Annotated in this window: 18 protein-coding genes and 2 tRNA genes; 15 read left to right on the top strand and 5 right to left on the bottom strand. The window is 41.7% G+C overall.

Features of this window, described 5'->3' with window-relative positions:
* Nucleotides 1–11: 11 nt before the first annotated feature.
* Nucleotides 12–893 carry a LysR family transcriptional regulator gene (locus tag NGC85_RS16265; RefSeq protein ID WP_168154725.1) on the bottom strand — a complete coding sequence of 294 codons (882 nt, stop codon included), beginning with the start codon at nt 891–893 and terminating at the stop codon, nt 12–14.
* A 165-nt stretch (nt 894–1,058) separates the two neighbouring features.
* Between NGC85_RS16265 and NGC85_RS16260 the strand changes: the two genes are divergently transcribed.
* From NGC85_RS16260 to NGC85_RS16230, 7 genes are all read left to right on the top strand, one after another.
* Nucleotides 1,059–2,576 carry a CoA-acylating methylmalonate-semialdehyde dehydrogenase gene (locus NGC85_RS16260; RefSeq protein WP_254732355.1) on the top strand — a complete coding sequence of 506 codons (1,518 nt, stop codon included), beginning with the start codon at nt 1,059–1,061 and terminating at the stop codon, nt 2,574–2,576.
* 13 nt (nt 2,577–2,589) lie between these two features.
* On the top strand, nt 2,590–3,480 hold the full coding sequence (gene mmsB, locus NGC85_RS16255) for a 3-hydroxyisobutyrate dehydrogenase (protein WP_254732353.1): 891 nt from the start codon (nt 2,590–2,592) through the stop codon (nt 3,478–3,480).
* Between the two features lie 90 nt (nt 3,481–3,570).
* The gene (locus NGC85_RS16250; RefSeq protein WP_254732351.1) at nt 3,571–5,220 is read left to right on the top strand and encodes an AMP-binding protein; all 1,650 of its coding nucleotides are present in this window, start codon (nt 3,571–3,573) and stop codon (nt 5,218–5,220) included.
* Between the two features lie 11 nt (nt 5,221–5,231).
* Entirely contained in the window at nt 5,232–6,359 is a 1,128-nt protein-coding gene (locus tag NGC85_RS16245; RefSeq protein WP_254732349.1) for an acyl-CoA dehydrogenase family protein, read from the top strand.
* A gap of 21 nt (nt 6,360–6,380) precedes the next feature.
* The gene (locus NGC85_RS16240) at nt 6,381–7,154 is read left to right on the top strand and encodes an enoyl-CoA hydratase (RefSeq protein WP_254732347.1); all 774 of its coding nucleotides are present in this window, start codon (nt 6,381–6,383) and stop codon (nt 7,152–7,154) included.
* A gap of 12 nt (nt 7,155–7,166) precedes the next feature.
* Complete coding sequence (locus NGC85_RS16235) at nt 7,167–8,192, top strand: enoyl-CoA hydratase/isomerase family protein (RefSeq protein ID WP_254732345.1); 1,026 nt, start codon at nt 7,167–7,169, stop codon at nt 8,190–8,192.
* Nucleotides 8,193–8,313: 121 nt separating this feature from the next.
* Nucleotides 8,314–9,666 carry an MFS transporter gene (locus tag NGC85_RS16230; RefSeq protein WP_254732343.1) on the top strand — a complete coding sequence of 451 codons (1,353 nt, stop codon included), beginning with the start codon at nt 8,314–8,316 and terminating at the stop codon, nt 9,664–9,666.
* Between the two features lie 60 nt (nt 9,667–9,726).
* Here NGC85_RS16230 and NGC85_RS16225 read toward each other — a convergent pair.
* Nucleotides 9,727–9,802 (bottom strand) — tRNA-Gly (locus tag NGC85_RS16225).
* Between the two features lie 41 nt (nt 9,803–9,843).
* A tRNA-Gly gene (locus NGC85_RS16220) sits at nt 9,844–9,916 on the bottom strand.
* A gap of 188 nt (nt 9,917–10,104) precedes the next feature.
* On the opposite strand from NGC85_RS16220, the gene NGC85_RS16215 reads away from it, so the two are divergent.
* The 5 genes from NGC85_RS16215 to NGC85_RS16195 all read left to right on the top strand — a co-directional run bounded on the left by NGC85_RS16215 (nt 10,105) and on the right by NGC85_RS16195 (nt 12,937).
* A complete protein-coding gene (locus NGC85_RS16215) occupies nt 10,105–10,413 on the top strand; it encodes a BolA family transcriptional regulator (protein ID WP_254732341.1) in 309 nt (102 codons plus the stop codon).
* A gap of 9 nt (nt 10,414–10,422) precedes the next feature.
* Nucleotides 10,423–10,815 (top strand): SirB2 family protein, encoded by a 393-nt coding sequence (locus NGC85_RS16210; protein WP_169108737.1) that lies wholly within the window; start codon nt 10,423–10,425, stop codon nt 10,813–10,815.
* Nucleotides 10,816–10,896: 81 nt separating this feature from the next.
* Complete coding sequence (locus NGC85_RS16205; protein WP_254732339.1) at nt 10,897–11,739, top strand: ParA family protein; 843 nt, start codon at nt 10,897–10,899, stop codon at nt 11,737–11,739.
* A gap of 9 nt (nt 11,740–11,748) precedes the next feature.
* A complete protein-coding gene (locus NGC85_RS16200; protein WP_169108735.1) occupies nt 11,749–12,138 on the top strand; it encodes a hypothetical protein in 390 nt (129 codons plus the stop codon).
* Between the two features lie 208 nt (nt 12,139–12,346).
* Nucleotides 12,347–12,937 (top strand): LysE family translocator, encoded by a 591-nt coding sequence (locus NGC85_RS16195; protein WP_039909556.1) that lies wholly within the window; start codon nt 12,347–12,349, stop codon nt 12,935–12,937.
* Between the two features lie 19 nt (nt 12,938–12,956).
* Here NGC85_RS16195 and NGC85_RS16190 read toward each other — a convergent pair whose 3' ends face one another.
* A complete protein-coding gene (locus tag NGC85_RS16190; RefSeq protein ID WP_005055536.1) occupies nt 12,957–13,592 on the bottom strand; it encodes a DedA family protein in 636 nt (211 codons plus the stop codon).
* 235 nt (nt 13,593–13,827) lie between these two features.
* On the opposite strand from NGC85_RS16190, the gene NGC85_RS16185 reads away from it, so the two are divergent.
* Both NGC85_RS16185 and NGC85_RS16180 read left to right on the top strand, forming a co-directional pair.
* The gene (locus tag NGC85_RS16185; RefSeq protein ID WP_005060717.1) at nt 13,828–14,250 is read left to right on the top strand and encodes a DoxX family protein; all 423 of its coding nucleotides are present in this window, start codon (nt 13,828–13,830) and stop codon (nt 14,248–14,250) included.
* Between the two features lie 144 nt (nt 14,251–14,394).
* Nucleotides 14,395–14,763, top strand: coding sequence for a NirD/YgiW/YdeI family stress tolerance protein (locus tag NGC85_RS16180; protein WP_254732337.1), 369 nt, complete (start codon nt 14,395–14,397; stop codon nt 14,761–14,763).
* Between the two features lie 47 nt (nt 14,764–14,810).
* Here the strand turns inward: NGC85_RS16180 and NGC85_RS16175 are convergent, their stop codons facing one another.
* Entirely contained in the window at nt 14,811–16,037 is a 1,227-nt protein-coding gene (locus tag NGC85_RS16175) for a DUF445 family protein (protein WP_188003215.1), read from the bottom strand.
* Nucleotides 16,038–16,480: 443 nt separating this feature from the next.
* Between NGC85_RS16175 and guaA the strand changes: the two genes are divergently transcribed.
* Complete coding sequence (guaA, locus tag NGC85_RS16170; protein ID WP_005055541.1) at nt 16,481–18,049, top strand: glutamine-hydrolyzing GMP synthase; 1,569 nt, start codon at nt 16,481–16,483, stop codon at nt 18,047–18,049.
* The last annotated feature ends 3 nt before the right edge of the window (nt 18,050–18,052 follow it).

Genomic DNA, 18,052 nt, shown 5'->3' with positions numbered 1-18,052 from the left:
GCTGAGAAGTATTAATCAACCAATAAATGCTGATATTTATCAGCCTGTTTACGTAAATAATCCCAGACCAGTTTTATCCGTGGCTCATGCTGTAAATCTACAAAGGTAAGCATCCAGAAAGTATGATTAAAACGTACTTGTTCAGCTAAAACATCCTGAAGTTCAGGTTTATCATGGGCTAAAAATTTCGGCAAAATTGCCAATCCAGCACCTGCACTTACTGCGATTTGCTGTGCCAAAATACTGCTACTGCGAAAATTTGCGGTGAGTTTTAAGGGTAAGCGTTCTAGACAATACAGCTCAGGGCTATAGACCAAATCATCAATATAATTAACAAAACGATGTTGGGTTAAATCCTCTAATCCACGAATTGGTGGATGTTGAGACAGATAGTTTTGACTGCCATAAATCTTTAATGAGTAATCTGACAGTCGCGTGATGATATAAGGTCCAGACGTTGGTCGATCAATAGACACCACAATATCCGCTTCACGATGCGAGAGCTTAATCATCTTTGGCACAGGAATCAGGTCAATCGTGAGTTGAGGATAGTGAATCGAAAACTCTGCCAATAGTCGTGCAAGAAATGCGGTACCAAATCCTTCAGGTGTGCCAATTCGCACACGACCTTGCAAAGGTTGATGCGGTTTCTCAATCTGAAGAAAAGCCTGCTCCATTTGCTCAACCTGCGGAACAAGGGCTAATCCTTCCATCGTTAGTTCATAACCTGATGCTTCACGCTTGAACAAAGTCATGCCTAAAGCCAGCTCCAATGCTTGAATCCGTCGAGCTACGGTACTGTGTTCCACGCCAATAATGCGTGCTGCATTGGTCAAGGTTTTGGTTCTTGCTAAAACCAGAAAAAACTGTAGATGATCCCAATCCACTTTCATTGTTATTGTCATCCCTGTGCATATTTGCACATCAATCGTGCATGAATTTGCGTTGGTGGTCAAAGCATTCTTTGCTAGTCTCAAACAAATGTTAAAAAAAGAAAATACGACGAATCGCTATTTTCGAACATCTGAACACAATAAAAATAGGCCTATGGAGAGGTTATGAATACAATCCAGAAAATCGAGCTGGACACAGCTAAGCTACTCATTAATGGACAGTTGATCGAGTCTGAAACCCAACAATGGCAAGATATCGTCAATCCTGCGACACAGGAAGTCATCGGTCGTGTGCCTTTTGCGACGACTCAGGAAGTGGATGCAGCGATTCAAGCTGCACAAGATGCTTTTGCCACTTGGCGTCAAACACCGATTCAAGCACGTATGCGTATTATGCTGAAGCTACAAGACTTGATTCGTGCCAACATGAAAGAGATCGCGAAAGTACTGACTGCTGAGCAAGGCAAAACCTTAGCAGATGCAGAAGGTGATATCCAACGTGGTTTAGAAGTGGTTGAACACGCTTGTTCTGTCGGTACTTTGCAAATGGGCGAGTACATCGAAGGCGTAGCACGTGGTGTAGATACCTATACTTTGCAACAACCATTGGGTGTTTGTGCGGGGATCACTCCTTTTAATTTCCCAGCCATGATTCCATTGTGGATGTTCCCAATGGCGATTGTTTGTGGCAATACCTTTGTACTTAAACCCTCTGAACAAGACCCATTAACCACGATGATGTTGGTCGAACTTGCGATTCAAGCAGGTGTACCTGCTGGTGTGTTAAATGTGGTTCATGGCGGCAAAGAAGTAGTCGATCGTCTCTGTACACATCCACACATTAAAGCGATTTCCTTTGTCGGTTCAACTGCGGTGGGTACGCATGTGTATAACCTCGCAGGGCAACATGGCAAACGTGTGCAATCGATGATGGGGGCGAAAAACCATGTGGTGGTGATGCCTGATGCCAACAAAGAACAAACCCTTAATGCTTTGGTCGGTGCGGCTTTTGGTGCAGCAGGACAGCGTTGCATGGCACTTTCAGTTGCTGTGATGGTAGGTGAAAGTAAGCAATGGGTTCAAGAGCTGGTTGAAAAAGCCAAAACATTAAAAGTTAATGCAGGACATGAGCCGAATACAGATATCGGACCTGTCATTTCTCAACGTGCCAAAGCGCGTGTGATTGATTTGATCAATAGTGGTGTCGAGCAAGGCGCAGAGCTGTTACTCGATGGTCGTGATGTGCAAGTTAAAGGTTATGAGTCAGGTAATTTTGTTGGAGCGACCATTTTTAATGGCGTGACCACAGACATGCGCATCTATAAAGAAGAAATCTTTGGCCCTGTATTGGCAATTATTTCTGTTGATACCTTGGAAGAAGCGATTGAGCTGATCAATGCCAATCCATTTGGTAATGGTGTTGGACTCTTTACTCAAAGTGGTGCGACAGCACGTAACTTCCAAAACTTAATTGATATTGGTCAAGTGGGGATCAATATTCCAATTCCTGTGCCAGTGCCATTCTTTAGTTTTACAGGTTCGCGTGGTTCAAAACTAGGTGATTTAGGTCCTTATGGTAAGCAAGCGGTACAGTTCTATACACAAACCAAAACCATTACTAGTCGTTGGTTTGAAGATAGCCATGAAGTTGGCGGTGTAAATACCACCATTAGTTTACGTTAAGGGGGAATCAGGGATGAATATCGCCTTTATCGGTCTTGGAAATATGGGCGGCAGAATGGCCCATAACCTGCTCAAAGCGGGACTCACAGTCTATGGTTATGACCTCAGCGACGTAGCGAATCAACACTTTGCTGAAGCAGGTGGTGTGGTCTGCGACAGTCCACAAGCAGCAGCCCAACAAGCAGATGTGGTGATCACCATGTTACCAGCAGCCAAGCATGTCAAAGAGGTTTACCTCGGTGAGGAGGGCGTGCTGGAAGTCTTGAAGGCAGGGGCATTGTGTATTGATAGCAGTACCATTGACCCACAGACCATCAAAGACATCGCTGCGCTTGCGCAAACTAAAAATGTTCACATCTGTGATGCGCCTGTGTCAGGTGGCACTATTGGCGCGCAAGCAGGCACTCTCACTTTTATGGTGGGTGCCAATGATCAGACCTTTGAGGAAGTCAAACCTGTGCTCAGCCACATGGGTAAAAATGTCATCCATTGTGGCGAGGTCGGTGCGGGGCAAATTGCCAAGATTTGCAATAACTTAATTCTTGGAATCTCGATGGCTGCTGTGGCAGAGGGCATGGCATTGGGTGCGAAACTGGGGATTGATCCGCAAGCATTGGCAGGTGTGGTGAACACCTCAAGTGGGCGTTGTTGGAGTTCAGAGATCTGTAACCCGTGGCCACATATCAATGAAAATGCACCTGCTTCTCGTGGCTACCAAGATGGTTTTGCGACACAACTGATGCTCAAAGATTTAGGTCTGGCAGTTGAAGCGGCAGGTCAGGTCAAACAGCCTATTTTGTTAGGTGGTATGGTGCAGCAGATGTATCAGCAGATGTGTATGCGTGGAAATGCGCATTTGGATTTCTCCAGCATTATCCAGCAGTACCTTCCAGAAGAAGTCTAAGTACCAAGCTATAAGCACGAAGCCATAGGATGGCTTTGAATCATGAAACTCTGTCGTGAATAACTACAAATCCAGACTGAGGGAATAGAGATGTTGAATTATAAAGATGTGGCACAAGCATTTGATTTTGAAAATACGGCTCAACACATGTTGTCAGGTTCGGTGGATGCACTCAATGCGTGCTTTGAGTGTTGTGACCGACATGTAGACGGTGAAAAAATCGCCTTGTATTGGCAAGGCAAAGATGGACGCAAGGAGCAATATAGCTTTGCTCAACTAAAACAGTGGTCCAGTCAATTTGCTAATTTTCTAAAATCACAAGGTGTGCAAGCAGGTGACCGTATTTCGGGCTTATTACCGAGAACGCCTGAACTGATCGTGACGATCTTTGCTGCTTGGCGAATTGGAGCCGTATATCAACCGCTGTTTACGGCTTTTGGACCGAAAGCGATTGAGCATCGCATTCAACTTGCACAAAGCAAGTTAGTCGTCACAGATGTGGGCAATCGCAGCAAGCTCGATGAAGTTGAACAATGTCCTGCCATCGTGACTGTTGCTGATACAGAGGGTTCAGCGCTCAAATCCAGCGATTTTAATTTTTGGCAGGAGCTGAATCAGCAGTCTGATCAATGCGAATTAGTCATGCGTAATTTGCATGATCCGTTCTTATTGATGTTTACCTCAGGTACTACTGGACCTGCAAAACCGCTCGAAGTTCCACTAAAAGCCTTGATTGCATTTGGTCGCTATATGCAAGATGCGATTGGCTTAACTGAAGATGATGTCTTTTGGAATATTGCTGATCCGGGTTGGGCCTATGGTTTGTACTATGCGATTACTGGGCCGTTATTCTTGGGACATGCGACGTTGTTCTATGAAGGTGGATTCAGTACAGATAGTTTGTGTCAAATCGTCAAGGATTATCAAATCACCAACTTGGCAGGTGCACCAACGGCTTATCGTATGATGATGGCTGCTGATCCAGCACAAATGGCGCCGTTAAAAGGTCAGTTCCGTGTGGTCAGTAGTGCAGGTGAGCCACTGAATCCAGAAGTGATTCGCTGGTTCAAACAAGTTTTAGATGCGCCGATTTACGATCATTACGGACAAACTGAAGTGGGTATGGTGGTCTGTAACCATCACGGTTTAAGCCATGAAATACGTGCAGGTGCGGCAGGTTTTCCAAGTCCGGGTTATCGGGTTGCTGTGGTCAATGAACAAGGCGAAGAGCTTCCGCCAGACACTGCCGGAATTTTAGCGGTGGATATCAGCCAGTCGCCAATGATGTGGTTTGGTGGTTATAAAGAAAGCCGTAAATCACCTTTTGTTGGCAATTATTACTTAACAGGCGATACCGCTGAGTTACATAGTGATGGCAGTATGAGTTTTGTGGGACGTAGCGATGATGTGATCACCACATCTGGTTATCGCATCGGTCCATTTGATGTTGAAAGTGCTTTGCTTGAACATGATGCGGTAATTGAAGCCGCGGTGATTGGTGTGCCTGATCCAGATCGTACCGAACTGGTTAAAGCCTTTGTGATTTTAGCGGCAGGTGTACAGTCTACAGTTGCTTTGGCAGAAGAATTAAGCCAATTTGTGAAAAAACGTCTTTCTGCACATGCATATCCACGTCTAGTGGAGTTTGTCACCGAGTTGCCGAAGACGCCGAGTGGTAAAATCCAACGTTTTTTATTGCGCAATCAGGAAATTGATAAGCAACAAGCAAAAGCAGGGTAAGGGAAACAACAATGCAATTTACCGAAGAACAATTGTTAATTCGTGATATGGCGAAAAGCTTCGCCCAAGAACAAATTAAACCGAATGCCAGTGATTGGGACCGAAATGGTACTTTTCCCAAAGCTGCCTTGGCGCAGATGGGGCAACTTGGTTTTATGGGAATGCTAGTCCCAGAGCAATGGGGTGGGTCAGATACGGGCAATTTGGCCTATGTACTAGCACTTGAAGAAGTTGCAGCAGCAGATGGTGCGACCTCGACCATTATGAGCGTGCATAACTCGGTGGGCTGTGTACCTATTTTAAAATTTGGTAATGACGAGCAAAAAGAACGCTTTTTAAAGCCCTTAGCACAAGGTGAAATGATCGGCGCATTTGCATTAACCGAACCGCACACAGGTTCAGATGCCGCAGCCATCAAAACCCGCGCAGTTAAAGATGGTGATGATTATATTCTGAATGGTGCAAAGCAGTTTATTACTTCCGGTCATAATGCAGGGGTGATTATCGTCTTCGCCGTGACTGACCCAAGCGCAGGTAAAAAGGGTATGAGTGCTTTTCTCGTGCCACGTGATACACCGGGGTACGAGGTCATTCGTGTCGAAGAAAAGTTAGGTTTACATGCTTCGGATACCTGTCAGATTGCTTTGACCGATGTACGTGTGCATAAAAGTTTGATGTTGGGTAAAGAAGGTGAGGGTCTGAAAATTGCACTTGCCAATTTGGAAGGTGGTCGTATCGGGATTGCAGCACAAGCAGTGGGTTTGGCGCGTGCAGCTTTAGAAGAAGCCACGCACTATGCCAAAGAACGTCTGACATTTGGTAAACCAATTTTCGAGCATCAAGCAATCGCCTTCCGTCTTGCTAGTATGGCAACAGAGATCGAAGCTGCACGACAACTGGTTCATTATGCTGCACGTCTCAAAGAAGCGGGTCAGCCTTGTTTGAATGAAGCATCGATGGCCAAATTATTTGCTTCTGAAATGTCAGAGCGTGTTTGTTCAAGTGCCTTACAGGTCTTTGGTGGTTATGGCTATCTGAAAGATTTTCCAATCGAGCGAATTTATCGTGATGCACGAATTTGTCAGATTTATGAAGGTACTAGCGATATTCAACGTTTAGTGATCGCACGTAGTCTATAAAACTCAAACAAGGATTGAATGATGCAGTGGCAAACTATTTTATTGGAAAAGCGTAATGGTGTAGGGTTAATTACCCTCAATCGTCCTAAAGCTTTAAATGCGCTAAACAGTGAATTGATCAGTGAAGTGAATCAAGCCCTCGACCAACTGGAAAAGGATCGTGAGATTGGTTGTATCGTATTAGCAGGTTCAGAAAAAGCTTTTGCAGCAGGCGCGGATATTAAGGAAATGGCACAGCTGAATTTTCCTGATATTTATTTTGATGATTTTTTCCATCTTGCTGATCGTATTGCCCAACGCCGTAAACCTTTGATTGCTGCGGTGAGTGGTTATGCTTTGGGTGGTGGTTGTGAATTGGCACTGATGTGTGACTTTATCTACTGCGCTGAGAATGCCAAGTTCGGCCTACCAGAAGTGACTTTGGGCGTAATTCCGGGAATTGGAGGAACACAACGTTTAACTCATGCCATTGGTAAAGCCAAAGCCATGGAAATGTGCTTCACCGCTCGACAAATGGGTGCAGTAGAAGCTGAGTTAAGTGGTTTGGTTGCACGTGTATTCAACAAAGAAGACCTACTCGAACAAACCCTACAAGTTGCGGAACAAATTGCGACACGTTCGCTGACCGCAAACATGATGCTGAAAGAAACTATTAATCGTGCTTTTGAAGTCAATTTGACCGAAGGATTACGATTTGAACGACGCATGTTCCATTCTATTTTTGCCACTGCGGACCAAAAAGAAGGCATGCAGGCGTTTGTAGAAAAGCGGCAGGCAAATTTTAAAAATCAATAAGAGATCAATAAAATGAACAAAGAAAATCACTTAATGATTGAGCAACAAGGTGGTCTAGGCATGATCACCTTAGATCGAGTGACACATCTGAATGCATTATCACTAGAGATGATTGAGGGGATTCGAGCCCAACTTGAGCTTTGGCGAGATGATGCTGCTATCCAAGCGATTTTAATCAAATCGAACAGCCCGAAAGCCTTTTGTGCAGGAGGCGATATTCGCTATCTGTATGACAGTTATAAACTGGGCACGACAGATCATCAGGGGTATTTTAGTGCCGAATATAAGATGCTCACCAGCATACGGGAGTACCATAAACCTGTCATCGTTCTGCTCGATGGTTATGTGCTTGGTGGTGGTTTTGGCTTAGCGCAAGCCTGCCACATCATTGTGAGTAGTGAAAAATCACGCTTTGCCATGCCTGAAACAGCGATTGGTTTTTTCCCAGATGTCGGCGCTACTCATTTCTTATCGCGCTTGGATGACATTGGCATGTATATGGCGATTACAGGTGAGCAAATCAGTAGTAGTGATGCCCTTTATTTGGACTTGATTGACTATCATGTACCGAGCGAAAAACTGCAAGCCTTGCAAGATGCATTGATTGCAGAAACTGATTTAAACCAACAAAACATTGAACACATTGTCAGTTGCTTTATCACCCGCCCAGCAGAAAGTGAACTAAAACAGCATGCTGAAGCGATTCGTAAACATTTCGGTTTTCAACATTTGGATGAGATTGAGCAAAGTCTTGCAAATGAACAAGATGAGCAGTTACACGCATGGGCAAGCAAATTACTGCATCTACTGCAACAACGCTCTTTTGTGGCAAAACAAACCAGCTTGAAACTACAACATCTTGGACGCGGACTTTCTTTGCAACAATGCATGCAACTTGAGCGTGATTTGCAGGATATTTGGTTTGAGCATGGTGACTTTATTGAAGGCGTGCGTGCACTGATTGTCGATAAAGATAAACAACCGCAATGGAAACAAGCCAATCCAGAACTAGAGCAAATATTAGAAAAGCTGAGCTAAAAGTACGGCTCATCCGATTGTTATCACAAAGGAGAAATACAAACAGGACGTAGACTTTTGATCAAGCATGATCATCAGCATAAAAATTCAGAATAAAAATTTCCAAGAAAGGAAAATGAAGATGCAAACATTACATGGAAACGGTTCACATCCTAAAAAGTCATCACATCGTTTGGCAGGTATCTCCAGTATGGTGGGTACCACCATCGAGTGGTATGACTTTTTTATCTATGGTGCAGCGGCGGCACTGATTTTCAATAAATTATTTTTCCCAAATCTTGACCCACTGACAGGCGTACTCGCAGCATTTGGTACCTATGCAGTAGGCTTTATAGGACGACCCTTAGGTGGTTTAGTGTTTGGACATTTTGGTGACAAGATTGGTCGTAAGTCCATGTTGTTACTGACTTTGATGCTGATGGGTATTCCAACTGTATTGATTGGACTGTTGCCTACCTATGAATCAATTGGCTATTGGGCTGCGATTTGCTTGGTCATCTTGCGTTTTATCCAAGGTATGGCTATGGGTGGAGAGTGGGGCGGTGCTGTGCTGATGGCAGTTGAACATGCACCTGAGGGCAAAAAAGGATTTTGGGGCAGTTTACCTCAAGCCAGTACAGGTGGTGGTTTAATGCTGGCTTCAATTGCGCTCGGTTTAGTATCCTTACTGCCTGAACAAGCACTGTTTAGTTGGGGCTGGCGCATTCCATTCATCGCAAGTATCGTATTACTGGCTGTAGGCTGGTATATCCGCGTCAAAGTACCTGAGTCACCTGACTTTGAGAAAGTCAAAGAGCAAGCTGAGAATATTAAAGTTCCTGCGTTACAGGTGTTCAAACAACATCCAAAACAGTTGATTACGATTATTGTGGCACGTGCTGCTGAAAATGCGTGGTTTTATATTGCATCAACATTTACTTTGGCTTATACCACGACTCAACTTGGAATCCCTCGACAAGAGATTTTATTTGCCACCATTTGTGGTGCAGCAGTCATTCTATTTATGACCCCATTGTGTGGACATCTGTCCGATAAGGTAGGTCAACGCAATATGTTTATGTTTGGCTTGTGTGTGCTGGCAGTATTTAGCTATCCATTCTTTAGTATGTTAAACACCAAAGACCCTGTACTGGTGTGGACTGCGATTGTTTTGGCCATTGGTGTGGTGTTCCCAATTATGTATGCACCACAAGCACAATTGTTCGCACGGCAGTTCCCTGCTGAAATTCGATATAGTGGCATCTCAATTTCAGTGCAGTTAGCAGGTGTATTGGGTGGTGGTGTTGCACCTTTGATTGCAACCAAGTTATTGAGCGTCGGTAGTGGCAATCCATATTTGATTATGATTTATATCGGTTCGATGGCAGTGGTTGCAATTATTGCGACAACCTTTATGCCGCGTGACCGAATTGCGCAAACTTATCAGCAATCAAATGAACTAGATTTAAAAACGAAGATTACCGAACAGCCTTAGCTGCTAAATGTATAGATAAGAAAAAAGCCCTAATCTTTCGATGAGGGCTTTTTTTGAATCTGGAGCGGGAAAGGAGACTCGAACTCCCGACCCCAACCTTGGCAAGGTTATGCTCTACCAACTGAGCTATTCCCGCTTATTGAGCAGTTTTTACGAAAACTTACACTAAAAAATTTGAGCGGGAAAGGAGACTCGAACTCCCGACCCCAACCTTGGCAAGGTTATGCTCTACCAACTGAGCTATTCCCGCATGCCGTGTATAATACATTAAGCAAAAATAGGGTCAATAATTTTATGCAAAGAAAATGATTAATTGCATAAAATAAAAGCACTTCTAGCAGAAAAAATCTAAAAAAGTGAAATTTTGTATAAGCATTTTACTGAAACGGTGCTCATGTATACTAGTAAGCTATCGCAATCTGACCTACCGAGTGACTGATGACTTTAGAACAACAATTGATTGAACGTATAAATAGCCTCACTCCAACTCACCTTGAAGTGATCAACGAGTCAGCAGGACACGGTGGTTATTTTCCGGGTAAAGAATCTCATTTTAAAGTTATTGTAGTGAGCGAAGCATTTCAAGGCTTACGTTTAGTACAACGCCATCAAAAAATTTATGCGGTTGCGGCTGAGCTGATGAGTCCAGGCAAAATCCATGCGCTAGCAATTCATGCCTATATTCCGACTGAGTGGCAAGGACAAGCACCAGCAAGCCCAGATTGTGCACATGCACCAAAAAACTAAAGGTTGATTATGGACGCTCACTTAATTACTAAAATCATTCATATGTCAGCAGTAAGTTTGTTGATACTAGTCTTTGTTGCACGCGCTGCGACTTTATTTATTGATGTTAAAAATCAGCAACCTAATGCAAATGCACGCAAAAGCTTAGTTGGAATGCAGCATCTCTCTTTAACATTGATTATCGTTACAGGTGCAACGCTCTTATTTATGAATAATTTTGATGTAAAACCTTGGTTTTATGCCAAAGTCATTCTGTTTTTTGTACTGTGGTCATCATTGATCAAAACCTATAAAAATGACGACACTATTCTTTTGGTGCAACGTCGCGCTGGTTTATTGATCGGATCGGTCGCATTAATTGGTATTCTTGGCTTGGTGATGATTAAACCTGTTTTTGCTTAATTGTTTGACATTGTTTTAGTAATTGTTTTGGCTCTAGGTTAAACTGCGTGCAGTTTACAAAAAATATTGTAGAGGGAAATCATGTTAACGCGTGTGGTATTTAACCAAAAAGGTGGTGTGGGGAAGTCGAGCATTACAGTCAATTTGGCGGCGATTAGCGCTAAACAAGGTTTAAGAACGTTGGTGATTGATCTCGATCCACAAGCAAATTCAAGCCAGTACCTTTTAGGTGAAGATGCGACATATTCTGCTGATAAAGCAGCGTTAGAGCCTAATATTGAAAATTTCTTCGAAGACACTTTAGCTGCAACTCAGCAAAAAGGATTGATTGGAAATGCAATTGGATCAATTCTGAAAGCACCACGTAGTAAAGGTTTAGATAGTTACGTTCACCGTACTGCATTTGATAACTTAGATGTTATTCCTGCGAGTCCAAGCCTAGGTGCGCTTGAACATGCTTTAGAAACCAAGCATAAAATTTATAAATTGCGCGATTCAATTCAGTCGCTGAGTGCGCGTTATGATCGTATTTTCATTGATACGCCACCTGCATTTAACTTCTTTACTTTGTCTGCTTTAATTTCTTCTGATCGCGTGTTGATCCCTTTTGATTGTGATGTGTTTTCTAAACGTGCGTTACAAACTTTGATTGAAAACGTACTCGAAACGCAAGATGATCATAATGATCGCTTAGAGATTGAGGGAATCGTTGTGAACCAGTTCCAATCTCAAGCAAAATTGCCACGTGAAGTGGTTCAGCAATTAAAAGATGAAGGCTTACCAGTGCTAGAAAGCATGTTGCCACCTTCTGTCTTAATGAAAGAATCACATCAAAAGAATTTACCTTTGATTCATTTAGCATCTGAACATAAATTGACGCAAGCTTATGTCACCTTGTTTGGCGAGATTGAATCAAATAAATAAGAGAATCTTATGAAACGATTATATTGGATGCCTGTGTTGGCAGCGTCGATGTTATTAGGTGCATGTGCATCTACGGTTAAACCAAGCTATGTTTCTCCAACACAATACCAAGCATTGAACTGCCAACAATTACAAGCTGAATATAATCGTATCCAGCTTTATATCGAAAATGGGGTTCAAACACCGAAACGCACAGGTGTAGGTGTTGGTCTAGGACTCGGTGGTGGATGGGGTAGAGGTGGATGGGGCTTTGGTCCTTCGATTTCAGTGAATATGGGACAATCGATGAATACCAAAAACACTGAACTTGCCAATGTACTCGGTCAGCAAGATGCAATTGTACAAGCTGCTCAATTCAAGGGCTGTCCAATTATCGTCAAGCAACGTCCTAAATCATAACTTTCAGACTGCTTGTCATCACAATGCTGTGGTGGCAGGCAATTAAATTTTAGCAAAATGTTTCAATAAAATATTATAAAAAACATAATATTATAATTTTCTCTCCTTAATTTCTTCATCTTTTAAAGTTTAGCCTTAATTATAAAACTTGTTTGTCTACACTAAATTCGTTTAAGGTGGCGACCATGTAAGGTTAATGGGTATATCTATGATTGAGAGTTGGTTTTTTGTTTTGGCGATGATCGCAGTGTTACTTATTCCAGGGCCTACAAATGCTTTATTAGCCAGTTCAACACATCAACAAGGTGTTTTAAAAACAATCTCATTCATTCCTGTTGAATGGTTGGGTTATGCCTATGGCATAGGTTTATGGGCACTGTTCATTCATTTATTTGACCCGATTTGGCCAGCTTTAAATATTATTTTGCATGTGTGTAGTGTGGCATATGTATTGTGGTTAGCCTTTCACTTATGGAAAAGCTCGCACTTACAGAAACATTATCAACACCATCAGCAAATTAGTCGGGCTAAGCTGTTTATCTCGACCTTAAAAAATCCAAAAACGCTACTGTTGGCTGCGGGTATTTTTCCCGTAGAAACATGGAATTCTGCCGAAAATTCAATACTTGTATTTGCTGTCTTTACCGTTGTGCTTATTCCAGTTTCAATATTTTGGATGATCTTTGGACGTGCGTTGCTAGCAGGAAATCTGATAGGAATTAATGCCGATCATTTATATAAAGGATCGGCAATGTTGCTGATGATTTGTATGCTACCAATGATTTTTCGATTCTTTTAAAACAACTACTTAAAGCTTTTTAAGCTTTATTGCTTTTGATTTTCTGGCGAATAAAGCCAATAATTCCCGGTAGAATACTGATGATAATAATACCGAAAATTAAGTGGGTGAAATTATCTTTCACAATGGGCATGTTTCCAAACAAATAACCTAATGTAATAAATGATGCAATCCAACAGAACGCACCGACGACATTATAGGTTAAAAAATACTTATAATTCATGCTGCCAGCACCCGCAACAAAAGGTGCAAAGGTTCGTGCAAAAGGAACAAAGCGAGCAAAAATAATGGTTTTACCACCATGGCGCTCAAAAAATTGCTGTGTTTGAAGTAGATGTTTTTTATTGATGAAGCGAGAATTGGTTTCAAAAACACGTGGGCCGATATAACGACCAATATGATAATTTAAGGTATCGCCCAATACCGCCGCAATAAATAGCAGTATACCCAATAACCATGGGTCCATCGCTCCAGTTGAAGCAGCCAAAGCACCCGCAGCGAAAAGCAAACTGTCGCCTGGCAAAAATGGCATGACGACCAGACCTGTTTCAACAAAGATAATTAAAAACAAAATGGCATATATCCATACACCATAGTTTTTGATAAATTCTAAAAGATGTTCGTCAACGTGCAGAATAAAATCAATCAGTTCCATGAAACTTTTAACAGTATAAATTTGAGCTAAATCCTAGCAGTGCGGTTATAGAATGTCAGTATAAAAAGCAAATTAATTAGTAACAGCGATCGAAGCGTGATAAGTAAAAAAATAAACAGAAATTCATGGTTTTTGTTGCAAATATAGAACAATGCATTCACTAATTTGATGTTTATTGCAATATAAAAGATACATACACTGTTCTTATGTTAAAAACAAACAGAGTAAAACAATCATGTTAAATCCAAATGTTGTTGTAAAAAATATCGTCACTCAGTCAGGTGTAGAGAATACGGTGACACTGATCGCTCGTATCCTAATGGCTTATATTTTCATTATTGCAGGCTGGGGTAAGCTGACGGCTTATGGAGCAACGGCAGGCTATATGGAGTCAATGGGTGTCCCTGCTGCACTTTTACCGCTGACTATTTTAGTTGAATTTGGTGGTGGTTTGGCATTGTTATTTGGTTTCCAAGCACGCTTTGCAGCATTTGGCTTGGGCGTTTTTAGTATTATCACGGCGTTTATTTTTCATGGCGCAGATGATCAATCTCAACAAATTAACTTTATGAAAAATTTAGCAATGTCGGGTGGATTATTTTATTTGATGTTACATGGCGCGGGTCGTCTCAGCCTTGATCACGCAATCGAAAAATAACACGCATACCATGTACACCCCGTAACCAACGGGGTGATGCTATTTAAGATAGTATAGAAAGAAATCGTTTGATTACAAATAGAAGCCGACATCGCTTTGAATTTCTGTTTAGATCTTCATAAATGCATAATTTAGGAGATGACAATGAAGAAAACGATTTTAAGCTGTGGTTTTGCCATATTAGCGGGTTTATCGACATTCACATGGGCTGGTAAAGACGACCATGTTATTGTACAAGAAGCAGCGAAAAATATTGTGAGTGTTGCTCAGGCTACGAAATTGGCAGATGAAACAGGCGTGACACTCACTGGTCAAATTACAAAGCATTTAAAAAGTGATCACTACGAGTTTAAAGATAAAAGTAGTGTGATTGGCGTTGAGATTGATGATGATATTTGGCGTAAAGCTGCTTTAAAGGTCGGCGACCATGTTCGTTTAGTGGGTGAGGTTGACACGCATCGCTATAAACCAACAGATATTGAAGTAATTAGCATTGAAAAAATTGTCCATTAAGCAAATAAAAAAGGAAGCTGAAGCTTCCTTTTTTATGGCCTATATAGTTAAAGCATGAAGTGAATTTGCATTTCCCCTACGAGGAAACCTAGCACTGCACCGACAATAATCAATGACCATTCATCTTCTTTAAATGCAGGGCGAAGCATTCCTTCAAATTCTTCAGGGCTCAGCTTTTGCATACGCTCTACTAAGGTGTTGCGTACATTCATCGCATCTTCTGCATAAGATTCGACATAACGCATAGTATCTGGCAGTTGTTTTAAAATACGTTCAGCTACTTCTGCTTTTAGGTTTTGATATTTTTCACCACCAATGGCATAGACCACCAATGGACGAACAATACCAGCTTGTAAATCAATTTCTTGTTTAACTTGACGGCTGACCAATTCAATGACTTTATCTGAATGCGTGCCAGAAAAAAGCTCTTCCATCATATTGCGAGAGGTGAGTAATTGTTTTGAGATTAATGCAGCGTAATCTGCGGCAACTTCATTTTGACGTTTAATGAAAAGACCTTGCCACGTATAACCCATAATCTTTTTTGGGTACAAGGGTCTGAACATCATTTGTAAAGCCATCCAGTCACTGAAGAAGCCCACAAATCCACCAAACATTGGCAGCATCCATGGGTATTTGCCTTGGGTCACGATCCAACATAGCATTTGTACAACGCCGATTGCAAAACCAAAGACGAAACCCACATTACTGAAAAATTTAAACTCTTGTTTGCCCACTTTTTTAAAGATTTCGTTCAGAAGACGTTTATCTTTAAGTAAATTGTTGACCACCATATGCTTAATATCGAAGTACTTGGTCACATCTTTTTGTACTTCACTCATAATATGTTCAACAATTTCAGGCGCTTTAGTCTGAACTCGTTTAATTAATTTTTGACGGGCAAATTCAGGCATTCCTTCCCATAAACCCGGTTGATATTGTTGCGCAACTTCACGGGTAATATCTTCGGCAGCAGCCATGAGAGGTTTTTCAATTTCTTTGGCAATACGTTTGGGGTCGAGTCGTGCAAAAATTTCTTCAGGTTTGATCAGCTTTGAGGTCATCAGCTCAACAGCTGTCGTTGCCATTTTTTCCGCTTTACGTGGAACAATCCCTTGCCAACCGAGTGGTAATCCAAATAATCGTAAGCCTTTAAATTCAAGTGGGGCAAACATCATTTGAATGGCAATCACTTTGGTAATATAACCAATAAAACCACTAATAAACGGGATTGAAATATATAACCAGAAATTCTGTTGAAAATCCGCAATCATTTCTTGAAACATTATTTTATTGGTCCTTCAAGTCCTAATTGTTGCTCGTAATACGGCAAGCCATAGATGATAGTGAAAATTTTTTAGGATATCGGCAATTTGCCAATATCTTTAGGCTTTAATAAATTTTTAGTTACCCTTTTTTTAAGGATATCGCGATCGCATAAAACGCAAGCGATGATGCTGATTGAATACCTTTCCATGGTAAAGCAAAATTTCGCTTTATCATCTTAGCACCAATTTTTGCTTTGTGTTGAGCAGAATCGGCAAGAATTGTTGATTTAACTCTCTCTATTGGCAATGACTTTATGAAATTTTAGTTTAAATATCAGTGTCAATTTACAAGCACATCTAAAAAATAAGATAGATGATGAATTGCGATGCGTCAAAGCGTGAAAAATGTTAGAATGTGGCGCTTAATTCTCTTGCCATTCTGATTAGCCATGACGACCAATACTCAAATTACTGAAGATCGCATCCTTATTTTGGATTTCGGCTCTCAATATAGCCAGCTCATTGCACGTCGTGTGCGTGAAGCAGGTGTCTACTCTGAAATGTATGCATTCGATATGTCTGAAGAAGATATTCGAGCGTTTAATCCTAACGGGATTATTTTATCAGGTGGCCCTGAGAGCGTACATGAAGAGGGGAGTCCACGTGCACCTCAGATCGTATTTGAATTAGGTGTACCTGTTTTAGGTATCTGTTATGGTTTACAAACCATGTCTGAGCAACTTGGCGGTAAGGTTGAGCCGGGTACAGTACATGAGTTTGGCTATGCAGAAGTTGATATTTTAGTTCGTGATAAATTAATTGGTAACTTACAAGACCGTGAAAACCAACTGCATGTTTGGATGAGTCATGGCGATAAAGTCAGCGCGATTCCTGAAGGTTTCAAAGTAACTGCAAGTACACCAAGCTGTCCGTTTGCTGCGGTAAGTGATGAAACCCGCCGTTTCTATGGTGTTCAGTTCCATCCTGAAGTAACGCATACGGCGAAAGGTGCAGAACTTCTTTCTAACTTTGTACATCAAATTTGTGGTTGTCGTGGTCTTTGGACACCTGAACACATTATTGATTTACGTGTAGAACAATTGCGTCAACAAATCGGTGATCAAAAAGTTCTTTTAGGCTTATCAGGTGGTGTTGATTCATCTGTTGTTGCTGCGCTTTTACATAAAGCGATCGGTGACCAACTGACATGTGTATTTGTAGATAATGGTTTACTTCGTTTAAACGAAGGTGATCAAGTGATGCAAATGTTTGCAGATAACATGGGTATCCGTGTGATTCGTGCAGATGCAGAACAACGTTTCTTAACTGCGTTGGCAGGTGAAGTTGATCCTGAGAAAAAACGTAAAATTATTGGTCGTGAGTTTATTGAAGTATTTGCAGAAGAAGCACGTAAATTAGATGGTGTTAACTTCCTTGCACAAGGTACGATTTACCCAGACGTGATCGAATCTGCTGCAAGCAAACAAGGTAAAGCGCACGTAATCAAATCACACCACAATGTGGGTGGTTTACCTGATGATTTAGAGTTTGAATTGGTAGAGCCATTACGTGATTTGTTCAAAGATGAAGTACGTAAATTGGGTACAACTTTAGGTTTACCGCATAGCATGATTTACCGTCATCCATTCCCAGGTCCGGGTTTGGGCGTGCGTATTTTGGGTGAAGTGAAAAAAGAATATGCCGATATTCTTCGTCTTGCGGATGACATCTTTATGCAAGAGCTTCGTGCAAGCGGTTGGTATGACAAAACAGCTCAAGCATTTGCTGTATTCCAACCTGTAAAATCAGTGGGTGTAGTTGGTGATGGTCGTCGTTATGCATGGGTGATTGCACTTCGTGCGGTTGAAACCGTTGACTTCATGACAGCGCGTTTTGCTCACTTGCCATACGAGTTAGTAGATAAAATCTCAACCCGTATCATGAACGAAATCAAAGATGTTTCACGTGTTGTGTACGACGTGTCATCTAAGCCACCAGCAACGATTGAATGGGAGTAATTC

Source organism: Acinetobacter sp. Z1, from assembly GCF_024296945.1.
GTDB lineage: Bacteria > Pseudomonadota > Gammaproteobacteria > Pseudomonadales > Moraxellaceae > Acinetobacter > Acinetobacter beijerinckii.
Note: the sequence above shows the minus strand (reverse complement) of the source record. Positions and strands in the feature narration are given on the sequence as shown.